The organism is Micromonospora sp. GCM10011542 (genome assembly GCF_042650685.1).
Taxonomy (GTDB): Bacteria; Actinomycetota; Actinomycetes; order Mycobacteriales; family Micromonosporaceae; genus Micromonospora.
The window spans coordinates 189,332-212,458 of sequence record NZ_JBHSBO010000025.1 but is presented as its reverse complement, the minus strand read 5'-3'; the positions used below and the strand labels follow the sequence as shown (position 1 = coordinate 212,458).

The 23,127-nt window shown below is 70.7% G+C and carries 23 protein-coding genes; 10 read left to right on the top strand and 13 right to left on the bottom strand.

Annotated elements, in window-relative coordinates; all coding sequences use genetic code 11:
- Positions 1 to 220 precede the first annotated feature (220 nt).
- From ACFOW4_RS08660 to ACFOW4_RS08640, 5 genes are read right to left on the bottom strand one after another with little or no spacing between them, the layout of a single operon-like run.
- Positions 221 to 1,441, bottom strand: a complete 1,221-nt coding sequence (locus tag ACFOW4_RS08660) for a hypothetical protein (RefSeq protein WP_377526087.1) — start codon at positions 1,439 to 1,441, stop codon at positions 221 to 223.
- A 37-nt stretch (positions 1,442 to 1,478) separates the two neighbouring features.
- Positions 1,479 to 2,282: a glycosyltransferase family 2 protein gene (locus ACFOW4_RS08655; protein WP_377526086.1), complete on the bottom strand. Its 804-nt coding sequence runs from the start codon at positions 2,280 to 2,282 to the stop codon at positions 1,479 to 1,481.
- Between the two features lie 14 nt (positions 2,283 to 2,296).
- Positions 2,297 to 3,727, bottom strand: a complete 1,431-nt coding sequence (locus ACFOW4_RS08650; RefSeq protein ID WP_377526084.1) for an oligosaccharide flippase family protein — start codon at positions 3,725 to 3,727, stop codon at positions 2,297 to 2,299.
- Positions 3,728 to 3,768: 41 nt separating this feature from the next.
- Positions 3,769 to 5,136 (bottom strand): O-antigen ligase family protein, encoded by a 1,368-nt coding sequence (locus ACFOW4_RS08645; protein ID WP_377526083.1) that lies wholly within the window; start codon positions 5,134 to 5,136, stop codon positions 3,769 to 3,771.
- Entirely contained in the window at positions 5,111 to 6,088 is a 978-nt protein-coding gene (locus ACFOW4_RS08640; RefSeq protein WP_377526081.1) for a hypothetical protein, read from the bottom strand. The genes ACFOW4_RS08645 and ACFOW4_RS08640 overlap by 26 nt, the downstream gene beginning before the upstream one ends.
- Positions 6,089 to 6,323: 235 nt before the next feature.
- Between ACFOW4_RS08640 and ACFOW4_RS08635 the strand changes: the two genes are divergently transcribed.
- From ACFOW4_RS08635 to ACFOW4_RS08620, 4 genes are all read left to right on the top strand, one after another.
- Entirely contained in the window at positions 6,324 to 6,962 is a 639-nt protein-coding gene (locus tag ACFOW4_RS08635) for a hypothetical protein (protein WP_377526080.1), read from the top strand.
- Positions 6,963 to 7,178: 216 nt separating this feature from the next.
- Complete coding sequence (locus tag ACFOW4_RS08630) at positions 7,179 to 8,477, top strand: glycosyltransferase family 4 protein (protein ID WP_377526126.1); 1,299 nt, start codon at positions 7,179 to 7,181, stop codon at positions 8,475 to 8,477.
- Positions 8,474 to 9,340 carry a glycosyltransferase gene (locus ACFOW4_RS08625; RefSeq protein WP_377526077.1) on the top strand — a complete coding sequence of 289 codons (867 nt, stop codon included), beginning with the start codon at positions 8,474 to 8,476 and terminating at the stop codon, positions 9,338 to 9,340. The genes ACFOW4_RS08630 and ACFOW4_RS08625 overlap by 4 nt, the downstream gene beginning before the upstream one ends.
- Complete coding sequence (locus ACFOW4_RS08620; RefSeq protein WP_377526076.1) at positions 9,321 to 10,013, top strand: polysaccharide deacetylase family protein; 693 nt, start codon at positions 9,321 to 9,323, stop codon at positions 10,011 to 10,013. The genes ACFOW4_RS08625 and ACFOW4_RS08620 overlap by 20 nt, the downstream gene beginning before the upstream one ends.
- 6 nt (positions 10,014 to 10,019) lie before the next feature.
- On the opposite strand, the gene ACFOW4_RS08615 is transcribed toward ACFOW4_RS08620, so the two are convergent.
- From ACFOW4_RS08615 to ACFOW4_RS08600, 4 genes are all read right to left on the bottom strand, one after another.
- Positions 10,020 to 10,952 carry a glycosyltransferase gene (locus ACFOW4_RS08615; RefSeq protein WP_377526073.1) on the bottom strand — a complete coding sequence of 311 codons (933 nt, stop codon included), beginning with the start codon at positions 10,950 to 10,952 and terminating at the stop codon, positions 10,020 to 10,022.
- Between the two features lie 30 nt (positions 10,953 to 10,982).
- The gene (locus tag ACFOW4_RS08610) at positions 10,983 to 12,059 is read right to left on the bottom strand and encodes a GNAT family N-acetyltransferase (protein WP_377526072.1); all 1,077 of its coding nucleotides are present in this window, start codon (positions 12,057 to 12,059) and stop codon (positions 10,983 to 10,985) included.
- Between the two features lie 170 nt (positions 12,060 to 12,229).
- A complete protein-coding gene (locus ACFOW4_RS08605; RefSeq protein ID WP_377526070.1) occupies positions 12,230 to 13,582 on the bottom strand; it encodes a UDP-glucose dehydrogenase family protein in 1,353 nt (450 codons plus the stop codon).
- Between the two features lie 73 nt (positions 13,583 to 13,655).
- On the bottom strand, positions 13,656 to 15,050 hold the full coding sequence (locus ACFOW4_RS08600) for a sugar transferase (RefSeq protein ID WP_377526069.1): 1,395 nt from the start codon (positions 15,048 to 15,050) through the stop codon (positions 13,656 to 13,658).
- Between the two features lie 482 nt (positions 15,051 to 15,532).
- Here ACFOW4_RS08600 and rfbA point away from each other — a divergent pair, with 482 nt between their 5' ends.
- The 4 genes from rfbA to rfbD are packed head-to-tail and all read left to right on the top strand — an operon-like array spanning position 15,533 to position 18,925.
- A complete protein-coding gene (gene rfbA, locus ACFOW4_RS08595; RefSeq protein ID WP_377526067.1) occupies positions 15,533 to 16,420 on the top strand; it encodes a glucose-1-phosphate thymidylyltransferase RfbA in 888 nt (295 codons plus the stop codon).
- A complete protein-coding gene (locus tag ACFOW4_RS08590; protein WP_377526066.1) occupies positions 16,417 to 17,049 on the top strand; it encodes a dTDP-4-dehydrorhamnose 3,5-epimerase family protein in 633 nt (210 codons plus the stop codon). Before rfbA ends, ACFOW4_RS08590 begins: the two co-directional genes overlap by 4 nt.
- Positions 17,046 to 18,059 carry a dTDP-glucose 4,6-dehydratase gene (rfbB, locus tag ACFOW4_RS08585; protein WP_377526063.1) on the top strand — a complete coding sequence of 338 codons (1,014 nt, stop codon included), beginning with the start codon at positions 17,046 to 17,048 and terminating at the stop codon, positions 18,057 to 18,059. The genes ACFOW4_RS08590 and rfbB overlap by 4 nt, the downstream gene beginning before the upstream one ends.
- Entirely contained in the window at positions 18,056 to 18,925 is an 870-nt protein-coding gene (rfbD, locus tag ACFOW4_RS08580) for a dTDP-4-dehydrorhamnose reductase (protein WP_377526061.1), read from the top strand. Before rfbB ends, rfbD begins: the two co-directional genes overlap by 4 nt.
- On the opposite strand, the gene ACFOW4_RS08575 is transcribed toward rfbD, so the two are convergent.
- Positions 18,922 to 19,401 (bottom strand): GNAT family N-acetyltransferase, encoded by a 480-nt coding sequence (locus ACFOW4_RS08575; protein ID WP_377526059.1) that lies wholly within the window; start codon positions 19,399 to 19,401, stop codon positions 18,922 to 18,924. The two genes, rfbD and ACFOW4_RS08575, sit on opposite strands and share 4 nt — an antisense overlap.
- Positions 19,402 to 19,587: 186 nt before the next feature.
- On the opposite strand from ACFOW4_RS08575, the gene ACFOW4_RS08570 reads away from it, so the two are divergent.
- Complete coding sequence (locus ACFOW4_RS08570; RefSeq protein ID WP_377526057.1) at positions 19,588 to 20,424, top strand: universal stress protein; 837 nt, start codon at positions 19,588 to 19,590, stop codon at positions 20,422 to 20,424.
- A gap of 43 nt (positions 20,425 to 20,467) precedes the next feature.
- Here ACFOW4_RS08570 and ACFOW4_RS08565 read toward each other — a convergent pair whose 3' ends face one another.
- Both ACFOW4_RS08565 and ACFOW4_RS08560 read right to left on the bottom strand, forming a co-directional pair.
- The gene (locus ACFOW4_RS08565) at positions 20,468 to 21,091 is read right to left on the bottom strand and encodes an FMN reductase (protein ID WP_377526054.1); all 624 of its coding nucleotides are present in this window, start codon (positions 21,089 to 21,091) and stop codon (positions 20,468 to 20,470) included.
- On the bottom strand, positions 21,088 to 22,227 hold the full coding sequence (locus tag ACFOW4_RS08560; RefSeq protein ID WP_377526053.1) for an LLM class flavin-dependent oxidoreductase: 1,140 nt from the start codon (positions 22,225 to 22,227) through the stop codon (positions 21,088 to 21,090). The genes ACFOW4_RS08565 and ACFOW4_RS08560 overlap by 4 nt, the downstream gene beginning before the upstream one ends.
- 174 nt (positions 22,228 to 22,401) lie before the next feature.
- On the opposite strand from ACFOW4_RS08560, the gene ACFOW4_RS08555 reads away from it, so the two are divergent.
- Entirely contained in the window at positions 22,402 to 22,800 is a 399-nt protein-coding gene (locus ACFOW4_RS08555) for a DUF3224 domain-containing protein (RefSeq protein WP_377526052.1), read from the top strand.
- A 51-nt stretch (positions 22,801 to 22,851) separates the two neighbouring features.
- Here the strand turns inward: ACFOW4_RS08555 and ACFOW4_RS08550 are convergent, their stop codons facing one another.
- Complete coding sequence (locus ACFOW4_RS08550) at positions 22,852 to 23,127, bottom strand: ubiquitin-like small modifier protein 1 (protein ID WP_377526049.1); 276 nt, start codon at positions 23,125 to 23,127, stop codon at positions 22,852 to 22,854.

Genomic DNA, 23,127 nt, shown 5'->3' with positions numbered 1-23,127 from the left:
CCGCGGCCCGAAATACCCGAGACCTCATTACGGATCGCCTGCTTCTCAAAGGAGGGCCGCCGGACGCTACTGAGCGTACGTAAGCGCCGGCGAAATACCAGATCTGCACGTGTCGCGCCGCGACACCATTCGGTCAGTATCCCGCCGAGTATCGGCCAATGATCGTTCCCGACGCGCAGCCACTCGGCTCGCCACGCACAGCCGACCGGACGGAATCCGGTCAGGACGGTCGGGACACCGCCTTACCGGTGGGCGTACCGTCAATCGATCCCACGACATTGTTGGACCACTCCGCATAGGTGACCGAGCAGTCCGAACCGCATTGGCTGGTGTGTCCCCAGTGGGTGGGGCCGAAGACATTGTCGCGCAGCCGCAGGCCGACTCCGTCCTGGGCGTACAGGCCGAATGCGCCGAGCGAGATGAAGCTGTCCCGGACCAGGTAATCGCGCAAGGTGGAGGTACCCTCACTCTGCGTGAACAACACTGCGGTAATCGCCTTCCAGTAGCCCGGCACCTCCTTTCCGGTGAAAGCGTCAACCCCCGGTTCCAAGCGGCTGTTGCTGATGGTTACCGGTCCACTGCCGCCGTACGGAAAGACCCCCCCGGTGTGCGCCTGGGACGGGTCCGCGAGGTGGGCGATGTAGTTGTCGTGGAGCCAGCTCCGCTCGATGGTGACGTGGGCTCCGCACAGGCACATGCCGCCGGTGTTCGCCACGTCCACGCCGCTGATCCGGATCGTGCAGGTGGCGCAGTCGTTGATCGCGTGATCGGTCAAAGCGGCGTTCTGCTGCCCGCCGGCGACCGGCTCCGGCCGGATGGTCGTGTTCCTGATGTTCAGTGTGAGGCGACCGGCCGAATTGGCGTTGACCAGGATGGCCCGGTTCACGGAGCCCTGCGGCGGGGCGATAATCGAGTTCGTGATGTTGACCGTGCCGTGGCAGTCCGTGCCGATGTAGATGAAGGCGCGGAAGTAGATCCGGTCGAGGTTGACGGTGCCCTTGCAGTCGTACAGGTCCCACTCTTTGCTGTCCTGATTGTGCGCTTCGTACACCCGGTAGCCGCGCGGCACGGGCAGCCGCGCGTCCGACTGCCGGTAGCGCCCCACATCCGGTGCGCCGACGGAGAAGCGCGCGGGATAACGGCCACCACCGGTGGGATCTGCGGCCCGCTCCGCGGCGGAGGTCGGTGCGGAGCCGGCCGCGGTGGCGGTCGGCGCGGGAGTCGTGTCGGCGGTGGTGGTCGGTGCGCGAGCAGCACCCTCGGCGGCCGTCGCCTCGTCGCACTCCGCCGGGCTCGCACAGCCGGCAGGGTGACCCACGCCGCCACGGTCCAGCGACACCGCGGCCACGGCGGCACCGACCAGGAGCGTACCGGCCACGGCCGCGGCCAGGATCGGCCAACGCCTGCGGCGCCGGACCGTGCTGCGCCGTTTCCCGGGCATCAACTCTCGACCTCCTTTGGGTCCGCACCGCACCGGACTAGGTGAGTTCCCAGGCCGTCCAGTAGCTGTTCGGGTTGATCACGTAGTCGACGGTCGGCTCGGGTATGTGCTCCACCCGGTGCCGCCGACTGAACCGGTAGATCAGCTCCCAGTCCTCCTTCGGGGCGACCGTGGTGCTGCGGCGCAACCGGCTGAACATGAGATCGGGCAGACGCCTGGCCACCAACGGATTGGGATCGAGGAAGCACCGATCCCAGGCCAGCTTCCGATCGAACGGCACGGAGAGGACGTCGTGTTGCCGCCCGTCCGGCGTGACCCGCCGCATCGCGGTGTAGACCGCGTCCGGGCGGGGCCTCGACGCGTCCTCGTCCTGCAGCCGCGCGAGCGCGGTCTGCAGGTGGTGTGGCTGCCAGCAGTTGTCGTCGTCGAGGAAGGCGACGAACTGGGAGTCGGCCAGGCGGATGCCGACGTTGCGGCCCACACCGGGCACGTTGATGTTCCGCCGCAGGCTCACGACGTGCATGCGTGGATCGGCGGGCAGCTCGGGAATCTGGCCGCCACCGTCATCGACGACGATGACGACCTGGTCGGTCACCGTCTGCGCCAACACCGACTCGACCGCTCGCCGCAACACGTCCGGCCTCCGGTAGGTCAGGATCACCGTCGCCACGAGGGCCCTGGGCTTGACCCCACCGGGCAACGTGGCGAGGAGCCGCGCCGCCTCGGCCCGCTCGAACCGGTAGAGCCCGACAGCCGTGTGGCCCAGCAGGATCTTGTTGCGCAGCTCCTCCAGCGGCAGCCAGCCGAACGTCGCGCGGAGGTGCCGCTTCACCCAACCCATCGATGAGTCTCCGCTCAGCTCTGTGCGACCGTCGCCAACCGCTTCGTACCGTCCGGGTCCGCCTCGCGTCCGGGTTGCGACCGATCCCCCCAGCTGCCGCGCAGCAGCGGCCGGACGAAGGGCAGATAGACCACCAAGGCGGCCAGCCCGATGATCGCCAGCGGCAGGAAGCCGCCACCGAGCACGAGATGCATCCCCCAGGCCAGCCCGCCCATAGACACCCCGCCGAGCACCGGCCGGACGCAGGCGCGCAGCATCAGCGCGGGCTGGATGCCCAGCCGGGACAACACCACGATGAAGACCGGCGCCACGAGCAGACCGGCGACCGCCACCTGGCCGGCGGCCACGCCCGCGATTCCGAACGAGTGGGCGAACAGCAGGAGCACCGGAGTGAGGCTGAACAGCCACCAGGCCTGCATCAGCATCAGGGTCTTGCGCACCCGGGTGGCCAGGCAGTCGTACGCCAGGTCGACGGCGACCCGGATCAGGCCCAGCCCCACCAGGAACTGCAGCGCCACCGCCGCCCCGGCCCACTGGTCGCCGTACACCAGGCGGATGACCGGATCGGCGAGCACGCCCAGCAGCACGCAGAACGGCACCGCTGCGGCCAGCACCACGGCCAGCGCCCGCTGGAAGCCGGCGGCGAACGCCTCCGGCGAATCCGCGAGGCGGGAGAAACCTGCGTACGACACCCGCCGCACGGTGTCCGAGACAATCCGGACCGGCCAGCTCGACATGTTGAAGGCCATCGCGTACAGGCCGAGCGCGGCCGGACCGAGCACCGAGCTGACGACGACCGAGTCGACGTTGACGATGCCGAGGGTGAGCAGACTCGCCGACGCCAGGGGAAGCCCGAACCGGAGCAACCGGCCGGCCTGCGTCCGGTTCCAGCCGAACCGCAGCATATCGGGGGCACAGAGCGCGAACCCGACCAGCGCCACGATGTTGCCCGCGAGCGCGCCCCACGCGAAGGCCATCGCCCCCATCCCGGTGGCGGCCAGGACGATCGTGACGGCGGTGTTCACGAGGAAGTTGGCGACGTCGACAACGGTGCGCCGGAACTGCTGGAACTCACGGTTCAGCTTGCCGATCGGCACGCAGGCAATGCCGTCGATGACCACGGTGAGGCAGAGCAGCCGCAGCATCGCCGTCGCCTCTGGCGACCCCAGCAGGCGCGCCACCGTCGGCGCCGTGACGAAGATCAGGAGATAGAAGGCGCTGCTGGAGAGGGTCGACATGGTCAGGACAGTCGGCGCGAACCGCTTGATGTCGCCGTCCCAGCGCACGAGGGCCAGGCTGACACCCATCTCGTTCAGGGAGAGCAGCATCGCCAGCACCAGCAACCCGACGGCGTACAGCCCCCACTCGTACGGCCCGAAGAAGAGTCGCGCCAGCACGACGCCGGTCGCGAACGTGCCGACCCGTCGGACAATGGTATTGATCATGCTCCAGCGGGCCGCCGAAGCGACCTTCTGGTTCAAATCCGTCACGGAGCCGGATCTCCCCTCTGGAGCTCCTCGGTGCGGGCGACACCCAGGTACGCCCCCGAAAGACCGAGAAACAGGAACGTCGTCCCGGCCACCATGGGGAAGCTAAGCGTGTCGAAGGTGAACGTCACCACGAGCATCACGAATCCGACAGCAACGAACGCCTGGCCGGTCTCCCGGCGCGCCGGATCGGTGAACCGGCGACGGCCGGCGCTGCCGCAGTGCAGCGTCGTGACGTAGACAAGGACGATGCTCGCCACGCCGACCACGCCCATCTCCAGAAGGCCGAGCAGATACTGGTTGTCGGTGTAGCGGTAGAGCAGCGGCAGGAAGGTGCCGAAACCCCGGCCCGTCCAGGGCCGCTCGGCGATGTAGGCGTTGACGCTCGCGCTCGTCGCGGTGCGGGACTGCGTGCTGTTGTCACCGCCGTTCAACATTGCGGTGAAGAGGCCGGTGATGGTCACAAAGAGGCCTGGCAGCACCAGCCTGGCCACGGCCAGCGACGGCAGCACGGTGGCGAACGTCCATCCGATCCGCCGCGCGTTCCAGGTCGGCAGGAGCACGAGCAGCACCACGCCCAGACCCACCACGGAGGTCCGGGAGACGGTGGTGATGGCGCCCATCGCGATCAGCACGACCGGCAACCATCGGCGCATCGCCTTGCGCTCACCGCCGTGGAACGCCTGTTGAAGGGCGAACGGCAGCGCCAGGGCCATGACGGCGGCGAGTTCGAGGGTGTTCGCGGCGGTCGCGGTGGGCCGGACGAAGGCGCCCCTGGTGACCAGTTCCTGAGCGCCGCTCGACATCCCCGGGATCTGGATCCAGGCGGTCAGGCTCGTCCCCAGCACGAACTCGCCCAGAGCGACGACCGCGATGACGGTGCAGCACCGCACGAAGACCCGCAACAGCCGGTCGATCTCGTCGTAGCTCCGGATCGACGTGGTGAGAAGCACGATGGACGTCCATACCAGGAGCTGGATCAGCCCCCGGTCGGCCGCGCTCACCTCCAGCGGCTCCGCGCCCCGCCGGGCGGCGGCGACGTAGCTGAGCAGCACGGCCACCGCGACGCCGAAGAGAGCGAGCCGGGGCGCCCGGGTGAACGGGGCCGGCCGGACCCGCCGCATCAGCCAACTGGTCAGAAACCACACCAGGCCGACGAGGACGAACAGGCTCGCCACCGTCCCGGTTGCACCGATGCCCGGGAAGACCAACCGGGACGGCACGAGCATCAGGAACACGACGTAGAGGGTCAGCAGCGAATGGGGCCCGAGGCTGGCGATGCGCTGCTGGGAGAGATAGACCCGGCTGGAACGGCGGGGCGCCGGAACCGCTGCGGGAAGGCTAGCTTCCGTTACGCCGGTCGTCATTCTGGCCTCTGCGGTGGGACCTCTCGGAGGACCGGTACGTGGTGGACGGCGGCCCCGACGGCGAGGCTTTCCACGCCCCGCTCTCCGGCCTCGGAGCCGGGCCCGTCCTGGGCCGCGGGCTGAGGATCACCGTCTCCTCGGCTCCGCCGCGACTGCCGCGACCCTCGACGCCGTTCGTGACCACCGCGGGCTTTCCCTGGGCGGCACGGTCGACCCGCTCGGGGCTTGGCGGCGGGTGCGGGGGCCGGGCCGGGGCCGGTCGGCCCGGCACGTTCGCGGAGCCGCCGGCGGCGACCGGGGCGGGCGCGGCGGCGGTGGCCAGTTCCTGACGTCGCTGGCGGGACCGCGCCAGGCTCTCCACCATGAACGTCAGCAGCAGGGCAAATGCGGCGGTGCCGCCACCGGCCGCGATCACCAACTTGAGCTTGTCCTTGAGCTGCGGTTCGGGCTTCTGCGGCGGGATGATCTCGGTCATCCGGACCATGTCCCGCTCCTTGACGTCGTTCTCGGACTGGATCTTCGCCAGCTTGGCCTCGGCGTACCGCGCGATCGTCGCGGTCGAGGCGAGCAGGTGGGCCTGGTCCGTGCCGATGACGGTGAAGGTCAGGAAGGGTCCCTGCGCGCCCTCAGCCAACCCGACCTCGAAGTCCTCGGTCACCCCCATCCTGAGCAGCTCCGCCTGGGCATCGGTGGACTGGAGGCTGCGCCCGAGGAAGTCGGCGGTGGCGACGAGGGATCCGTTGAAGTTGAGGAACGGGTTGTCGTTGTGCTCGCCCGGCGTGGCGGCGTCGGTCGCGGCCGGCGAGCTGAGCAGGCTGACGGTGGTGGTCGACTGGTACGAGGTCGGCACCAGCACGAAGGCGGCCATGCCGAGCCCGACCGCCAGGACCATCATCGGCAGGAGGATGTACCAGCGGGCGCGGGCCACCGAGAGGATCTCGCCTAGGTCCACGACGCCCCTCCAACTTCTCTAGGACGTCAGTCGTCGGCAATTGATTGAGCTTTTCCCGACACCGGTGACGGTTTCGCGCCCAAGGTCGATGTCAAGCTATACAGACCGGAGGCACGACGGCTACCGCCGATCCGGTCGAGTTGCTTGCTGCATTCGTCCATGCCCCGTGGCATCCTCCACGCCTGAGCCGTCACACAGCATAAGCGGCGAGCGGACCAGAAAGGACCCGAAGGGCGTGTATTTGTCTGATGTCTTCGCGACGCTGCGTCGGCGGTGGTATCTCGTCGCCGCCGGCCTGGTGGTCACCGCGCTGGCCGGCCTGGGCGCGCCCCAGGTCACGTCGCGTTACCTCGCTTCCGAGGTCGTCGTGATGCAGCCGCCGGTCTCGCCCTACGCGCCCAACCCGATGACCGGGCTCTACCCGTCGATCTCGATCACCGGAGCGGCGGTGGCACAGCGGCTGAGCACGCCCGACGCGAAGGCCCGCCTGCGGACGGCGGGAGTGATTGGTCCGTACGCCTTCCAGCCCCGCAACACCGGCACCAACCAGGAGCCCCGGTACGTGATCGGCTCGATGACCATGACGACGATCGCATCCGACGAGGAGAGTGGGCTGCGCGCGCTCGCCGTCCTCAGGGACGCCTTCGAGCAGGAGCTCAAGAGCTTGCAGGACCGGTGGAAGGTGGCTCGGCAACTGCGTATCACCACCGCCGTCCTCGTCCCGCCAAGCGCGACGTTGCAGCCCCACTCGCCGTCACGGGCCCTGGTCGGCGCCGGGCTGCTCGGCGTCATCGCGACTCTGGCGGTGACCCTCTGGACCGACGAATTCTTCCGCCGCCGCGGCACGCGCCGATCGGTGAACGTGACCCGGTGACCGGTCGTCCGCATCCGTGTTGCGGACGTCGCCGCAGGTCAGGGCCAGGAAACGGGCACATTCGGTGAGTCCTCTGTAAACATCCCGACACGCCGGGCGACCCAACGGTTGATTGTTTACTCAATCAGCGGCGGGGAGCGTACGCAGGGAATCAGCTCGAACGCGAACCGAGGTGACCCGGACTTGATCAATTCCCGGCCCCACATCACCATCCTCGTGGCCAACCTTCCCGCCGAACGTGATCGCCGAGTCATCAGGGAATGCCTGAGCCTCGAGGCAAATGGCTTCGACGTCACCGTCATCGCGCCACGTGGCGACAAAAGCCTGCGGACTTTGCCGGGTAGTCGGAACACTCGGCTACGCCCCTATCCAACCTTTGTCTACGGCCACGGGGTACTTTCGTACGGCATCGAATTCGGCTGGTCGTTTCTCTGCATCGCCGTCCGCCTGCTCGTCGAGGTGCTCAGTGGACGGGCACACGCGGTGCAGGTGTGCAACCCGCCCGATGTCTACTGGCCGCTGGCGCTGCTGCTGCGGGCCCTGGGCCGCCCGTGGGTCTTCGACCACCACGACCTGTGCCCCGAGGTCTACGCGTCCCGCGTCGGCACGCCGAACAAGTGGGCCTTCCGGGTTCTCCGGGCCTGCGAGTGGCTGACCCTGCGTACGGCCACCGAGGTCGTGGCCACCAACGAGTCGTTCAAGGACAACGCCGTACGGCGTGGCGTCGCGCCGGAACGGGTGACGGTGGTCCGCAACGGTCCGACCCGGGGTGAGGTCACCGAGCCGGGCGAGACCATCGACCCGGCGGATGGCCGCCAGGGCGACCAGAAGGTGGTCTATCTCGGCGTCTTCGGACCGCAGGACAATGTGGAGGGGGCTGTGCTGGCCGCCGAGCAGTTGACCCGTCGCCGCGGGCGTACCGGCTGGCGCATGGTGCTGGCCGGCGACGGCGAGAGCATGCCGGCACTGACCAGACTCGCCACGGACCGGGGCCTGACGGACGTCGTGGAGTTCACCGGGTGGCTCGACGGCGTGGCCGTCGACGAACTGCTGCGCACCGCGACGGTCGCGATCCAGCCCGACCTGCCGACCCGGATGAACCAGCTGTCCACCATGGCCAAGACCGTCGAGTACCTCGGCCGTGGTGTGCCGGTCGTGGCGGTGGACCTCCTCGAGACCCGTCGCAGCGTGGGTGAGGCCGGCGCCTACGTCCCCACCGGTGCGCCGGAGGAGTTCGCCGAGGCCATCGACGAACTGCTGGACGATCCGGCTCGCCGGGCGCAGATGCGGGCCGTCGGGCTGGCCCGCTTCCGGGAGACCCTCGCCTGGGAGCACCAGGCCGACGCCTACGTCGCGGTGTGGCGCCGGCTCCTCGCCAAGCGACTCCCCCACGGCGTTGCCACGCCCGCCTCCCCCGCCGGCGCGGTGGCCGGACCGGCCACGCCGGCGGGCGACGCGGCGCCGGCCGAGCACCACCCGTCGGCGGCGACCGAGGACCGGGTAACGGCGCGGTGACCAGCATCGTCATCGCCGCCCACAACGAGCGCGCCGTCATCGGCCGCTGCCTCGATGCCCTGCTGGCCGAGGCCGCGCCCGGCGAGTTCGAGGTCACCGTCGTCGCCAACGGCTGCACCGATGAGACCGCCGCCATCGCCGCCGAGCGACCGGGGGTACGGGTCGTCGAACTCACCGAGGCCGGCAAGCCGGCCGCCCTGAACGCGGGGGACGAGGCCACGCGCGGATTCCCGCGCATCTATCTCGACGCCGACATCGTGCTCTCCACACAGGGGGTACGGGCCGTCGCCGCGGCGCTTGACGGACCGCACCTGGCCGCGACGGTCCGCCGGGAGCTCGACCTGACCGGCCGGCCGATGCTGGTGCGCGCCTACTTCAGCGTCCACCGCCACCTGCCGGTCTTCCGGGACGGTCTCTTCGGGCGCGGCGTGATCGGGCTGTCCGAGGCCGGTCGGCATCGCTTTGACCGGTTTCCGGCGCTCGTGGCCGACGACCTCTTCCTCGACTCCTTGTTCGGGGCGGCCGAGAAACGGCAGGTCGACACGGTGAGTTCACGGGTGGCTACCCCGCGGCGCACCGGGGACCTGGTACGCCGGCTGAGCCGGGTCCGCGCAGGCAACTCGGCCATGCGTGCCGCCGCCCGCCAGGGCCAGGTCGGGGCCCGCGTCCACCCCGCGGCCCGCCTCTCCTGGCTTCGCGACGTGGTCCTCCCCCGGCCCTGGCTCGCCCCGGCCGCGCTCTGCTATGTGGCGATCACGGTCCTCGCCGCGCTGTCTGCCCGGGGCCACGCTGAAGGCGCGGCCGGTTGGGCGCGCGACGACTCGTCCCGACAGGAAGAGGCGCATGCCCGAGTCCGACGGTAGGCACGTGCCGACCGGCACCACCGTCAACATCTGCTTCCATGGCATCGGCGAGCCGCGCCGGGACCTCGAGCCCGGCGAGGAACGCTACTGGATCCGGCCGGACCAGTTCCACGCCATCCTGGACGACCTGCTCAGCTGGCCATCGGCGCGGATCAGCTTCGACGACGGCAACCTCTCCGACGTGCGGATCGGTCTGCCCGGGCTCACCGCCCGCGGCCTGTCGGCCGAGTTCTTCGTCGTGGCGGGGCGCCTCGGGACGACCGGCAGCCTGGACGCGGACGACGTACGGGAACTGCAGGGTCACGGCATGACGATCGGCACGCACGGAATGCACCACCGCTCGTGGCGCGGAATGGACGAGCAGACCACGTACGACGAGCTCGTGGCGGCCCGGGACCGTCTCGTCGAGGTGGTCCAGCAGGACGTCACGACGGCCGCCTGCCCGCTCGGGCAGTACGACCGGCGGGCGCTCGGCGAGCTCCGGCGGCTGGGCTACACCGCGGTCTTCACCAGTGACCGCCGGCCGGCCAGGCGAGCGGCGTGGCTTCAGCCGAGGTTCAGCGTCCGCCGCGACGACACGCCCGCCACCCTGCGGGCTGCCGTGGAGGCTAGCCGCGGCTGGCCCCGACGGATCCGGGGCGAGCTGGTGAGCGTGGCCAAGCGCTGGCGGTAGCCGGCGTCACCCGGCGGAGTGCACGGTTGCCGGCCCCGGCACCTCACGGATCTTCGCGGGCCTGAGCAGGTCCCGCGCCGCTGCCCGGCTGGTCTGCCGGCCGAGCAGTGCGCGGCTGGCCTCACGAGCCAGGAGCACGAACCAGTAGGCGGCGGTACGTGCAAGGCCGTGCCGGCGACGGTAGAGGCGCACCCGATTGAGGGTGAGCAGCGCCCACAGCTTCGGTGAGTGCCGGGAGTCACCCTCCAGGTGCACGGCGTGGGCCTCGGGTGCAAAGCGCGTAACGAGACCCGCGTCCCGGGCTCGCAGGGCGAAGTCGGTCTCCTCTGAGTAGAGGAAGAAGGACTCGTCCCAGGGGCCACATCGCTGCCAGCACTCTCGACTGATCAGCAGCGTGGAACCCTCGGCCCAGTCGGTGACCGACTCCCGGGCGTACCGGCGATCGTCGGTCACCACCTCGCCGATCAAGGCGTAACGGCCGGCTCTCCGGGCCCCGAGAATGGCGTCCCCGAGGGCACGGAGGATGGTGGGTTCGCGGCGCAGGGTCGGGATGAGCGCGCCTGCATCATCCACGATGTGCGGCACCGCGATGCCGGTGCCGTTCGTGCCGAGGGCGGCCAGCAGGGTCTCCACGCAGCCCGGCCGGAGCCGGACGTCGGGGTTGAGCACGAGCACCGCCGCGTGCGGCGGCGCTGCGGCCACGCCCGCGTTGATACCGGCGGCGTAGCCCGCGTTGCGTCCCATCTCGACCACGGTCGCCTCGGGCGCCAGGCGACGCAGGGCGGCCACAGTGCCGTCGGCGGAGGCGTTGTCGGCGACCGTCAGGTGCCAGGACAACGCGCCCAGCCCCGGGCCCAGTGCCGCGAGGAGATCAGGCAGCAGCCGCTCGCTGTTGTAGGTCACCACAACGACGGCAACCCTCACCTCGGTAACTCTCATCAGGTGCTCCCAGCCATGAAATGCCGCCTGTCACCGCTCGTGCAGCCGGGCGCGGATACCGCGCAGGACTCGGCCCGTCCCGCCGCTGCGGAGTCGAGCCCCGACGGCGCCGGTGCGCACCGAGCGCGCCAGCGCGAATTGTGCCCGCCGGGCGCCGGCCACCGCCCACGACCGGCCAACGCGTCCCTCGGCCACCGGCACCTCGTCATTTGTCAGCCGGCTCTTGTAGAGCGCCTCAGACTTGCCGAGGTCGATGTGTTCGATCCCATCGGCCGCACCGGCCTCGGCCATGCGGAGGCAGAGCAGGATGCCGGCGGAGTGCCGCGCCAGGTCGACGTCGTACGCGGGGAACCAGTAGGCGAGCACCGACCGGCTCCGCAGCCCGAGATGGGCGGCGACGGGCTGGTCTCCGGCGTAGAGCGTGGAGACCACGGCCCGGCAGTCGGCTGCGGACGACTGGCACAACTCCGTAAGCACCGCCTGGATCCACGGCGTTCGGAACCGGTCGTACTGCTGCGTCCGGCGGTACTGGTCCGACTTCCAGCGCCGCAGCGCGAGCATCACGCCCTCCCTACGGTCCTCCCACTCGAACCGCTCCTCGCCGAGCTCGCGCACCATGCGACGCTGCTTGCGCAGCGCCTGCCGGATCAGGTTCCCGTCGGTCATCCGGTCGTCGACGTAGCTCTGGTAGCCCTTCGACAGGTCGATGATGGGAGACCCGGCCACCCGAGCCTGGTACGGCGCGAAGGGTGCCTGATCGGCCAGCAGGTGGTCGAACTCCCACACGGCCAGCCCGCACGCCTTCAACAGCCGGACCGGGTCCCAGTCCAGGCCGGGACGGTGCACCAGGCCTTGACAGTCGGAGATGCCGGAGCCGATCGGCACTCCGATGACCCGATGCCTCACCTCATACGGGAAGAAGCCGACGATCTTCGGGCCGTCCTGCAGCACCGCCACCCGGGCAGTGGGGCGGCTACGACCGACCGCGAGGGCGAATTCCGGGGCGAGGAAGGGATTCTGCAGCCTCGGCTGGGACTCCTGCATCTGCCGCCACTCGGCGACCTCGGCCGGGCCGAGGTCACTCGGACGGACAACGGAGATCTGCATCGGTCGCCTTTCCCGGGACAACGCTGTTTTCGCCGCGGTTCATCGTGCCCGCTCCCGAAGCAAAGGTGAACCGGGGCCGGTGTCGGTTAGCCGTCTGCGCATGTGGACCTGTGGTGGCCCGTCGGCACCGTTCGGACGGCCGGGCCCAACCGTCAGTAGGCTCCGGCGCTTCACCGGCGGCCAAGGGCCCGGTACTCCCAACCCGCGGCCTGCCATCGGGCCGGGTCCAGGGCGTGCCGGCCGTCGGCGATACGCGGCCTCGCCACCACCCTACGCAGCGCCGCCGGGTCGATTTCCCGGAACTGCGACCACTCGGTCAGCAGCACCACCACGTCCGCGCCGGTCGCCACATCGAAGGCGCTGTCACCGTATTCGAGCGCCGGATACGCCCGGCGCGCGTTGGCCATGGCCACCGGGTCGAAGACCCGCACCCGTGCCCCTGCCCGGTGCAGGGCGCTCGCGACGTCGAGCGCGGGCGCGTCCCGGATGTCGTCAGAGTTCGGCTTGAACGCCGCGCCCAGGGCCGCCACCCGGACCCCGCGGACGTCCCCGCCGGCAAGATCGCGTACCAGGTCCACCATGCGTTCCCGGCTGCGCTGGTTGATCCCGTCCACCTCGCCCAGGAAGGCCACCGCCCGCCCCACGCCCAGCTCCTCGGCCCGGTGCATGAACGCGCGGATGTCCTTGGGCAGGCACCCGCCACCGAAGCCCAGCCCCGGCCGCAGGAACCGGCTGCCAATCCGCTCGTCGAGTCCCAGGGCCGTGGCCAGGTCGTGGACGTCCGCGCCGCTGGCCTCGCACACCTCTGCCATGGCGTTGATGTACGAGATCTTGGTGGCCAGGAAGCCGTTCGCCGCGACCTTGACCAGCTCCGCGGTCTGCGGATCGGTCACCAGCACCGGGCAGCCCTGGTCGACCACCGGAGCGAAGACCTCGCGCAGGCGTCGCTCGGCCCACCGGGAGGAAACGCCGAACACCAACCGGTCGGGACGCATCGTGTCGTCGACGGCGAAGCCCTCACGGAGGAACTCGGGGTTCCAGGCCAGCTCCACGGCGTCGCCGGCCGGCGCGACGGCGTGCATCAGGTCGGTGAGCCGGGCGGCGGTGCCGACCGGAACCGTGGACTTGCCGACGACCAGCGCACGTCGGTGCAGGCCACGGGCCAACGTGATCAGCGCCGCCTCGACATGCCGCAGGTCAGCCGCGTACGAACCGGCCCGCTGCGGGGTCCCTACGCAGAGGAAATGGACGTCGCCGAAGTCGGCCGCCTCGGCCAGGGACGTGGAGAAGCGCAACCGCCCCGAATCCAGCGCCTTCGCCAGCAACTCGGGAAGCCCGGGTTCGAAGAAGGGCACCTCGCCCGCGGCCAGCCGCTCGATCTTGTTCGCGTCGACGTCGACACCGAGCACCTGGTAGCCGAGCGTGGCCATGCACACCGCGTGGGTGGCCCCCAGGTAGCCGGTGCCGATGACGGTGAGCTTGGGGGCAGTGCCATCCACCGGTTCGATGCACCCGGTGTCCATGGTTTCCTCCAGACGGATCAGGACGCGACCGACAGCGCGTGCGCCAGTCGTGCGATGACGGGGTGCGGCGCGGTCAGTAGGCTCCGGAGCTCCGGACGACGGCGCTCAGCGTGCGGACCAGGATCACCAGGTCCATGGTCAGCGACCAGTTCTCCACGTACGACAGGTCGAGTCGGATGGACTCCTCCCAGGACAGGTCCGACCGGCCGGAAACCTGCCACAGCCCGGTCAGGCCGGGCTTGACGACCAGACGCCGGCGCATGTCTGACGGATAGTTGGCCACCTCACCCGGCAGCGGCGGCCGCGGTCCGACCAGCGACATGTCGCCCCTGAGTACGTTGACGAGCTGCGGGACCTCGTCCAGCGAGAGCCGGCGCAGCCAGCGCCCGACCCGGGTCACCCGGGGGTCCTGGCGCATCTTGAACAGCTCCCCGTCGGTCTCGTTGCGGTCGAGCAGTTCCGCCAGGCGTTCCTCGGCGTTCACGTACATGGTGCGGAACTTGTAGATGCGGAACGGCCGGCCGTTCTTGCCCACCCGCACCTGACGGAAGATGGCGGGCCCGCCGGCACCCGGGCTCATCCGGACCAGCACGGCGATCGCGAGCAGCACCGGGGCGGCGACGATCAGCAGCAGGAGCGCCGACACCCGGTCGAAGACCGCCTTGACGACCCGTCGGCCGCCCTTCAGCCGAGGGTGCTCGACGTGCAGCATCGGCAGGCCGTCGACGGGTCGGACGGTGGTGCGGTCGCCGGCCACGTCCACGAGGTTGCTGGCGACGATCAGGTCGACCTCGTCGCGTTCGAGTTGCCATCCCAACCGGCGCAGGGCGGATCCCGCCATCTCGGGACAGGAGAGCACGACGATCGTGTCCGCGCCCGCGCCCGTGACGGCCGCCGGAACGTCCGCGAAGGTGCCGAGGATCGGCGGCAGCCCGGCGGCGCGTGGCTCCGCGGTTCCCACCGGCAGATGCGGGAGACAGGCGCCGACCACGCCGAGCCCGTGGTAGCGCTCGCGGCGCAGCCTCCTGGTCATCTCCGCGACGGCGGTTTCGTGCCCGACCAGGATCACCCGGTGCAGCCGCTCACCGCGGGCCCACGACCGGTGGAGCTGCTGGCGGACCAGGTAGCGCATCGCGACGCCGGCGACGGTGACCAGAGGCATCGCGATGATCACGTAGCCTCTGGCGAGTCGGAAGTCGAACGCGAGGGAGACGACCGCCAACGTGGCGGTAACGGCGAGACCGGTTTGGAAGACCCGGACGTACTCATCATTTCCTACGAATAGATGGCGCGATTCATACGCTCGGTTGAGGGTGAGCGCCAGCACCCAGGCGAACGGCAGCGCAAGGGTGAGCCAGAGATGGCCACGGTTGTACGACTCCGCCGTCGCCGGGCCGAATCTAAGGCTCAGCGCCACCCCGGCCGACCCGGCACTGGCCGCGAGGTCAACGAGACAGAGTGTGGCCACGTAACGGGACTGCCAGCCAGTCCGGAGTGGATTGACCGATTGGCCTATCGGCGCCCAGTCACCCTGGCGCCTAGTCGTGTCTTCAATGACCTGCGCGATTTCTACCAATGCACACCGCCCCACGTACACGGGCCGACCAGCCACGCCCCTGTGGCTCGTCGTCCGGCTCGAGTTGGTGGTACCCGCGAAGACTGTGCGTCCGGGATCCCCTTCCCGGAAGGCGTAGGCGGGACCGACTGAGGTGAGCATGCTGACCAGGGACTCAATGCGCCAGCATCGTGTTCGGCATTTCTGAGCCAAAGTCGAATTGCCGACAACGCAGGCGCTGACTGGTGGCCGACCGCATACCGGACCGGGGTTTCACAATGGCCGTCCAGTTGCCCTGGTCAACCGAACGAGGCGGCGGTGACACTTTCGGACGTTGTCAGAATCGTTCGGTTTCCGGTTCCCAGGTGACCCTTCGCGGCCGGTAGCCTCGCGCCATGCGCGGAATACTTCTCGCGGGCGGCACCGGAACGCGGCTGTGGCCGATCACCCGTGCAGTGTCCAAGCAACTCATGCCAATCTTCGACAAGCCGATGATCTACTACCCGCTGTCCACATTGATCATGGCGGGCGTACGCGAGATCTTGGTGATCACCACACCCGAGGATCAGGACCAGTTCCGTCGCGTGTTCGGTGACGGGGCCCAACTGGGGCTGCGGCTGGAGTACGCCGTACAGCCACGCCCGCAGGGAATCGCGCAGGCCTTCCTCGTCGGCGCCGACTTCATCGGCGCCGAATCCGTGGCCCTGGTGCTCGGCGACAACATCTTCCACGGCGTCGGGCTCGGCCGGCAGCTCGCCGGTCACGCAGACCTCGTCGGCGGTCGGATCTTCGCCTACCAGGTGGCTGACCCCGGGGCGTACGGAGTGGTCGACTTCGACGCCGACGGCAGAGTGCTCTCGATCGAGGAGAAGCCGGCGGGGCCGAAGTCCCGCTACGCCGTGCCCGGGCTGTACTTCTACGACAACCGGGTGGTCGACTTCGCCCGCAAGCTCACGCCCAGCGCCCGTGGCGAGCTGGAGATCACTGCGGTGAACGAGATCTACCGAGAGCTGGGCGAGCTGTCCGTGACAGTGCTGGACCGGGGCACCGCCTGGCTGGACACTGGCACCTTCACGTCAATGATGCAGGCCGCCGAGTTCGTTCGGGTCATCGAGGAGCGCCAGGGCATGAAGATCGGGTGTGTCGAGGAGGTCGTCTGGCGGGCAGGCCTGATCGACGACGACCAGCTGCGGACGTTGGCCGAGCCGCTGTGCAGGAGTGGATACGGCGCCTACCTGCTCGGCCTGCTGGACCAGCAGCACCGCCGGGAGGTACGCCGATGAAGATCCGGCCGTTGAGCATCAACGGGGCCTGGGAGATCAGCCTGCAGCAGCACGGCGATCCGCGCGGGTTGTTCCTGGAGTGGTACCGCTCCGACCGGCTCGCCGCCGTGGTCGGCCATCCGCTGCGGCTCGCCCAGGCCAACCTCTCGATCTCCGCGCACGGCGTCGTCCGGGGCATCCACTTCGCCGACGTGCCCCCCGGCCAGGCCAAGTACGTGACGTGCGTCCGGGGGGCGGTCATCGACGTGGTGGTGGACGTCCGGGTGGGCTCGCCGACGTTCGGGCGGTGGGAGGCGGTCCGTCTCGACGACGACGACCGTCGTGCGGTCTACCTGAGCGAGGGCCTGGGACACGGCTTCTGCGCGCTGACCGACGATGCCACCCTCACCTACCTCTGCTCCACCAGCTACAACCCAGCCGCCGAGCACGCCGTGCACCCGCTCGACCCGGAGCTGGCGATCAGCTGGCCGACCGAGGCGCCGCTGCTGTCGGCGCGGGATGCCGCGGCGCCGACCCTGGCCGAAGCGCGGGCAGCGCGCCAGCTCCCGGACTACCCGACCTGCCGGTCCCAGCTGGCTGGCCGGACCTCCGGTACGACGCCCGCCTCGACGGAAGGAAGTCACCCGTGAGAATCCTGGTCACCGGCGGAGTCGGATTCATCGGGTCGGAGTACGTGCGCATGCTGTTGGCCGCGCCGGGCAGCACCGGCCCGAGGGACCCGCAGGTCGAGCCGACCGCCGTCACGGTGCTGGACAAGCTGACCTACTCCGGAAACCCGCAGAACCTGGCGCCGGTGCGGGATGACCGACGGCTGCGGCTCGTGCCGGGTGACATCTGTGACAGTGCCCTCGTCGACGAGGTCGTCGCCGACCATGACGTGATCGTCCATTTCGCCGCCGAGTCCCACGTGGACCGCTCCATCGAGGGCGCCGCGCCGTTCGTCGTCACCAACGTGCTCGGCACCCAGACCCTGCTCGACGCCGCACTGCGGCACGGCACGCAGCGGTTCGTGCACGTCTCCACCGACGAGGTGTACGGCTCCATCGACGAGGGCTCCTGGTCAGAGACCTGGCCGCTGTCGCCGAACTCCCCGTACTCGGCTTCCAAGGCCGGCTCCGACCTGCTCGCCCTGTCCTACCACCGCACCCACGGCATGGACGTGGTGGTCACCCGCTGCTCCAACAACTACGGGCCGTACCAGTTCCCCGAGAAGATCATCCCGCTGTTCGTCACCAACCTGCTCGACGGCGGCACCGTCCCGCTCTACGGCGACGGCGGGAACATCCGCGACTGGCTACACGTGCACGACCACTGCCGAGGCATCGCGCTGGTGCAGCAGAAGGGTCGTGCAGGCGAGGTGTACAACATCGGCGGCGGAACCGAGCTGACCAACAAGGAACTCACCGCCCGGCTGCTGCAGGCGTGCGGCGCCGGCTGGGACCGGGTCGTACCGGTCGCCGACCGCAAGGGCCACGACCGCCGCTACTCGCTGGACATCACCAAGATCAGCGAAGAGCTAGGGTACGCCCCCAGCATCGACCTCGAGCGCGGTCTGGCGCAGACGGTGCGCTGGTACCGGGAAAACCGGGCCTGGTGGGAGCCGCTGAAGTCGGCCAACGCGCCGGCCGTCGCCGCGTGAGTCGCCTGCTGGTCACCGGCGCCGGCGGCATGCTGGGGCGGGATCTGCTGGCCGTGCTGCGGCCGCGGGACGACCTGTCAGTCACCGCCACCACCCGCGCCGACCTCGACATCGCCGACCCGGACGCGGTGCGGGACGTCGTCGCCGGGCACGACCTCGTGATCAACACCGCGGCGTGGACCGACGTCGACGGGGCCGAAGCCCGGGAGCAGGCAGCCACCGCCGTCAACGGCGACGCGGTCGCCAACCTGGCCAGCGCCTGCGCCGCGACCGGGGCGCGGATGATCCACATCTCCACCGACTACGTCTTCCGAGGCGACGCCACCGAGCCGTACCCGGAGGACGCCCCGACCTGTCCGGTCAACGCGTACGGGCGCAGCAAACTCGTCGGAGAGCTCGCCGTGACCCGGTTGCTCCCCGACGCCGGCTACGTCGTGCGCACCGCCTGGCTCTACAGCGCGCACGGGCCCAACTTCGTCGCGACCATGCTGCGGCTCGCCGGGGAACGCGAGCGGCTCGACGTGGTGAACGACCAGCGGGGGCAGCCCACCTGGTCATACCGGCTGGCGGAGCAGCTCGTCGCGCTGACCGGCGCGGCGCTGGCCGGCCACGCCGCCCCCGGCGTCTACCACGGCACCGCCTCGGGCGAGACGACCTGGTACGGCCTGGCCCGCGCCGTGTTCGACCTGCGCGGCCTCGACCCGGACCGCATCCGGCCGACAACCAGCGACGGTTACCGGCGGTCCGCGCCCCGTCCGGCGTACAGCGTCCTGGGCCACGACCGCTGGCGTGCGGCGAACCTGCGGCCGCTGGCGGACTGGCGCTCGGCCCTGGCTGAGGCGTTGGCCACCGGTCGGACCCGTTAGGCGGGCAGCTCCAGCAAATACTCCTCGACCTCGGCGCCGCGGCCGTTGGCGTACCCGGAGTCCTCGCCGACCACCACGAACCCGCACTTGCGCAGCACCGCGAGGGAGGCGGCGTTGTCCTTGGCGGCGCGGGCGTGCACCGGGCGCTGGGGCAGCTCGCGCAGCAGTGCGGCCAGGGCCGCGGTGGCGTGGCCCCGCCCCCAGCGGGCCGGGTCGATCCAGTAGGTGACCTCGGTGCGCTCGCCGTCCGGGAAGGCGCTCACGTGGCCGACCACCGCGCCGTCGACCTCTGCGGTGCGGACCAGGATCTCCGGGTCGGTGAGCACCCGCGCCCAGTGCCGGGCGAACTCCCGGTGGTCGGCCGGGTCCGCCGGGCCGAACGCGGCCATCCGGTTGGCCTCCGGATCCTGCTGGTGCAGGAAGAACTCGACGAGGTCGTCCTCACGGACCGGGCGCAGCTGCACGTCGGAGGTCATCGGACGAGGGTACGCGCCGGGGGTCGTCGGTGGGGACCGCGGCCCCGGTCGGTGTCCCGTGCGGCCCTGCCGACCGCGGTTCGGGCGTGGGTAGGACGGAATCGGGCAGGCCGGGACGGGGTGAACCGCCGGTGCCGGGCCGTCCCGCCTCGCACAATGACCTGACCGACCGGACCGGGAGGGCTGATGGACCGACCTGTGGTGGCGGGAGTCGACGGATCGCCGCCGAGCCTGGTGGCCGCCGAGCACGCCGCACGCGCCGCGGTGCGGCGCGGACGCCCGCTGCACCTGGTGCACGGGTACCTGCACGCGCTGGGCTACGGGGTGCCGGTCGACCCGTACGAGCTGGGTGTGCCGGCGCCGAGTGCGGACGGGCGGGCGATGTTGGAGCGTACGGCGGCGGAGCTGGCCGCGCGCTGGCCCGGGCTGAGCGTGCAGGTCCGGCAGGTGGCCGGCGGGCCGGCGGCGACCCTGGTCGAGGAGTCCGGTCGGGCGGAGCTGGTGGTGGTCGGCAGCCGGGGCCTTGGCGGGTTCGCCGGCCTGCTGCTCGGCTCGGTCAGCACCCAGGTCGCGGGGCACGCGCGCTGCCCGGTGCTGGTGGTCCGTCCGGCCGAGCGGCCGGTGCAAGGGGCGGCCGAGGCGCCGGTGGTCGTCGGGGTGGACGGGTCGGAGCCGGCCCGGCTCGCCGTCACCCTCGCCGCCGAGGAGGCGGCCCGTCGCGGAGCCGGCCTGGTGCTGGTGCACGCCGAGGCCGCGGAGCAGGGCGCCGGGGAGACGGACCTGCTCGGCGCGGCCGCCGCCGAGGTACGCGGGCGGCACCCGGGTCTGGCGGTGGAGCAGCGCCCGGTCCGGGCGTCCGCGCCGCAGCAGGTACTCGTCGAGGCGAGCGGCCGGGCCGGACTGCTGGTGGTGGGTTCGCGGGGGCGGGGCGGCTTCGCCGGTCTGCTGCTCGGCTCGGTGAGCCAGGCGGTGGTGCAGCACGCCCACTGCCCGGTGCTGGTCGTCCACCAGCACGGGAGCTGACCGCGGCCCGCCGGGGTGGACGCCCCGGCGGGTGCGGTGGTGCTCAGGACTCGGAGTGGTCCAGCATCTGCTCGAAGCTGGTGGTGAGGGCGAACGGGTCGGCCGGGCCGGCCGACGGTGGACGTTGCCGGACCTGCTCGGCCAGCTCGCGGCCGGCGCGGGCGATACGCGACCGCAGCGCGCCGTCCGCACTGCCACCGGACCAGTCCTCCGGGGCGGCGAAGACCGCGGTGGGCATCACCACGGCGTGCAGGTAGCTGAACATCGGCCGCGCGGCGTGCTCCAGGGCGAGCGAGTGCCGGGCGGTGCCGCCGGTGGCGCCGATGAGCACGGGCCGGCCGACCAGCGCCTCCCCGTCCAGCACGTCGAAGAAGGACTTGAACAGCCCGCTGTACGACGCGTTGAAGATGGGCGTGACGGCGATCAGCGCGTCCGCGCCGGCCACCGCGTCCAGCGCCGAACGCAGCGCGGTCGAGGGAAAGCCGGTGAGCATGTTGTTCATGATGTCGTGGGCGTGCTCGCGCAGCTCCACCTGGACCAGCTCGACGGTCTCACCGGCCCGGACCAGCTCGTCGCGGACGGCCGCGGCGAGCTGGTCGGCGAGCAGCCGGGTGGACGAGGGTTGACTCAGCCCTCCCGAGACGACGGCCAGGGTGCGGCGGGTCATCGTGACCCCTCCGGCGCCTTGCCGGTCACGTCGTCGACGGCGTGCACGGTGCTGTCCTTGGCGCCGCCCGCGGCGGCGACCAGCGACGCGTGGGTCGGCGCGTCCGGCACGTGCGCCGGCCGCATCGATGCGAACTCCTTGCGCAGGACGGGGACGACCTCCTCGCCGAGCAGGTCCATCTGCTCGAGGACCGTCTTGAGCGGCAGCCCGGCGTGGTCGATCAGGAAGAGCTGACGCTGGTAGTCGCCGACGTAGTCGCGGAACCCGAGGGTCCTGTCGATCACCTGCTGCGGGCTGCCCACGGTCAGCGGGGTCTCGCTGGTGAACTCCTCCAGCGACGGCCCGTGACCGTAGACGGGAGCGTTGTCGAAGTACGGCCGGAACTCCCGGACCGCGTCCTGCGAGTTGCGCCGCATGAAGACCTGACCGCCGAGGCCGACGATCGCCTGGTCGGCGGAGCCGTGCCCGTAGTGCTCGAAGCGCTGCCGGTAGAGCGCCACCATCCGCTGGGTGTGCTCCTTGGGCCAGAAGATGTGGTTGTGGAAGAAGCCGTCACCGTAGTAGGCGGCCTGCTCGGCGATCTCCGGGCTGCGGATCGAACCGTGCCAGACGAACGGGGGAACGCCGTCGAGCGGGCGCGGCGTCGAGGTGAACGACTGCAGCGGGGTGCGGTAGCGGCCCTTCCAGTCGACCACGTCCTCACGCCACAGCCGGCGCAGCAGCTCGTAGTTCTCGATCGCCAGCGGGATGCCGGCGCGGATGTCCTTACCGAACCACGGGTACACCGGGCCGGTGTTGCCGCGACCCATCATCAGGTCCACCCGGCCGTCGGCGAGGTGCTGCAGCATCGCGTAGTCCTCGGCGATCTTGACCGGGTCGTTGGTGGTGATCAGCGTCGTGGCGGTGGACAGCAGCAGCCGCTCGGTACGCGCCGCGATGTGGCCGAGCATGGTGGTCGGCGACGACGGCACGAACGGTGGGTTGTGGTGCTCGCCGGCGGCGAAGACGTCGAGACCGACCTCTTCGGCCTTGAGGGCGATGGCCACCATGGCCTTGATCCGCTCATGCTCGGTCGGCTCCCGACCGGTGGTCGGGTCGACCGTGACGTCGCCGACGGTGAAGACTCCGAACTGCATGACCAGCTCCTCGCGTGTCCGCCCGGATCGTGTACCCGGACGGTGCGCACAACTTATTTGACATCGCAACTATTCCGCCGGCGGACGGTCCCCCCGTGGTCCCGGTCACTCGGTTTCGGGACCCGCCGGGCGTACCTGACGGGAGATGTCAGCAACCCGGGACAGGATGACGGCATGACCGATCGCGCCGAGGGCAGCTTCACGCTGGACAGCTGGGACCAGGAGCCGTACGACGAGGCGGAGGGCACCACGCTGGCCCAGGCCCGGATCACCAAGACCTTCTCCGGCGACCTGGCCGGCGCCAGCGTCACCCGGATCCTGATGTGCCGCACCCCGGTGGAGAGCTCGGCGGCGTACGTGGGCTTCGAGCGATTCACGGGCAGCCTCGCCGGCCGGGTGGGCAGCTTCGTGCTGCACCACACCGCCGGCGGCGACGCGGACGGCTCGACGCTGTCGTGGACCGTCGTACCCGACTCGGGCACCGGTGAGCTGTGCGGCCTGCGAGGCGGCGGGCAGATCATCAACGGCCTGGACGGCGGCCACGCCTACGTGCTCGACTACACGTTGCCCTGACCGCGCGCCGCGGCCGTCCGCCGGTGGGCGGACCCACCGCGGCGCGCTGGCTCAGCCGCCGGCGACCGAGGGCAGCACCTGCACCTCGGCGTCGTCACCCACCGGGGTGGCCAGCCCGCCCGAGTGCCGGCAGTCCTCGCCGTCGACGTAGACGTTGACGTAGCGGCGCAACTCGCCGCGCTCGTCGCGGATCCGGCGGGCCAGCCGCGGATGGCCCGTGGCCAGCTCGTCGAGGACCGCGCGCAGCGTGCCGGCCGCGCTGACGGTCAGCCGGCTGGCGCCGCCGGCCTCGCCGCGCAGTGGCCCGGGCAACAGCACGGTGACCAC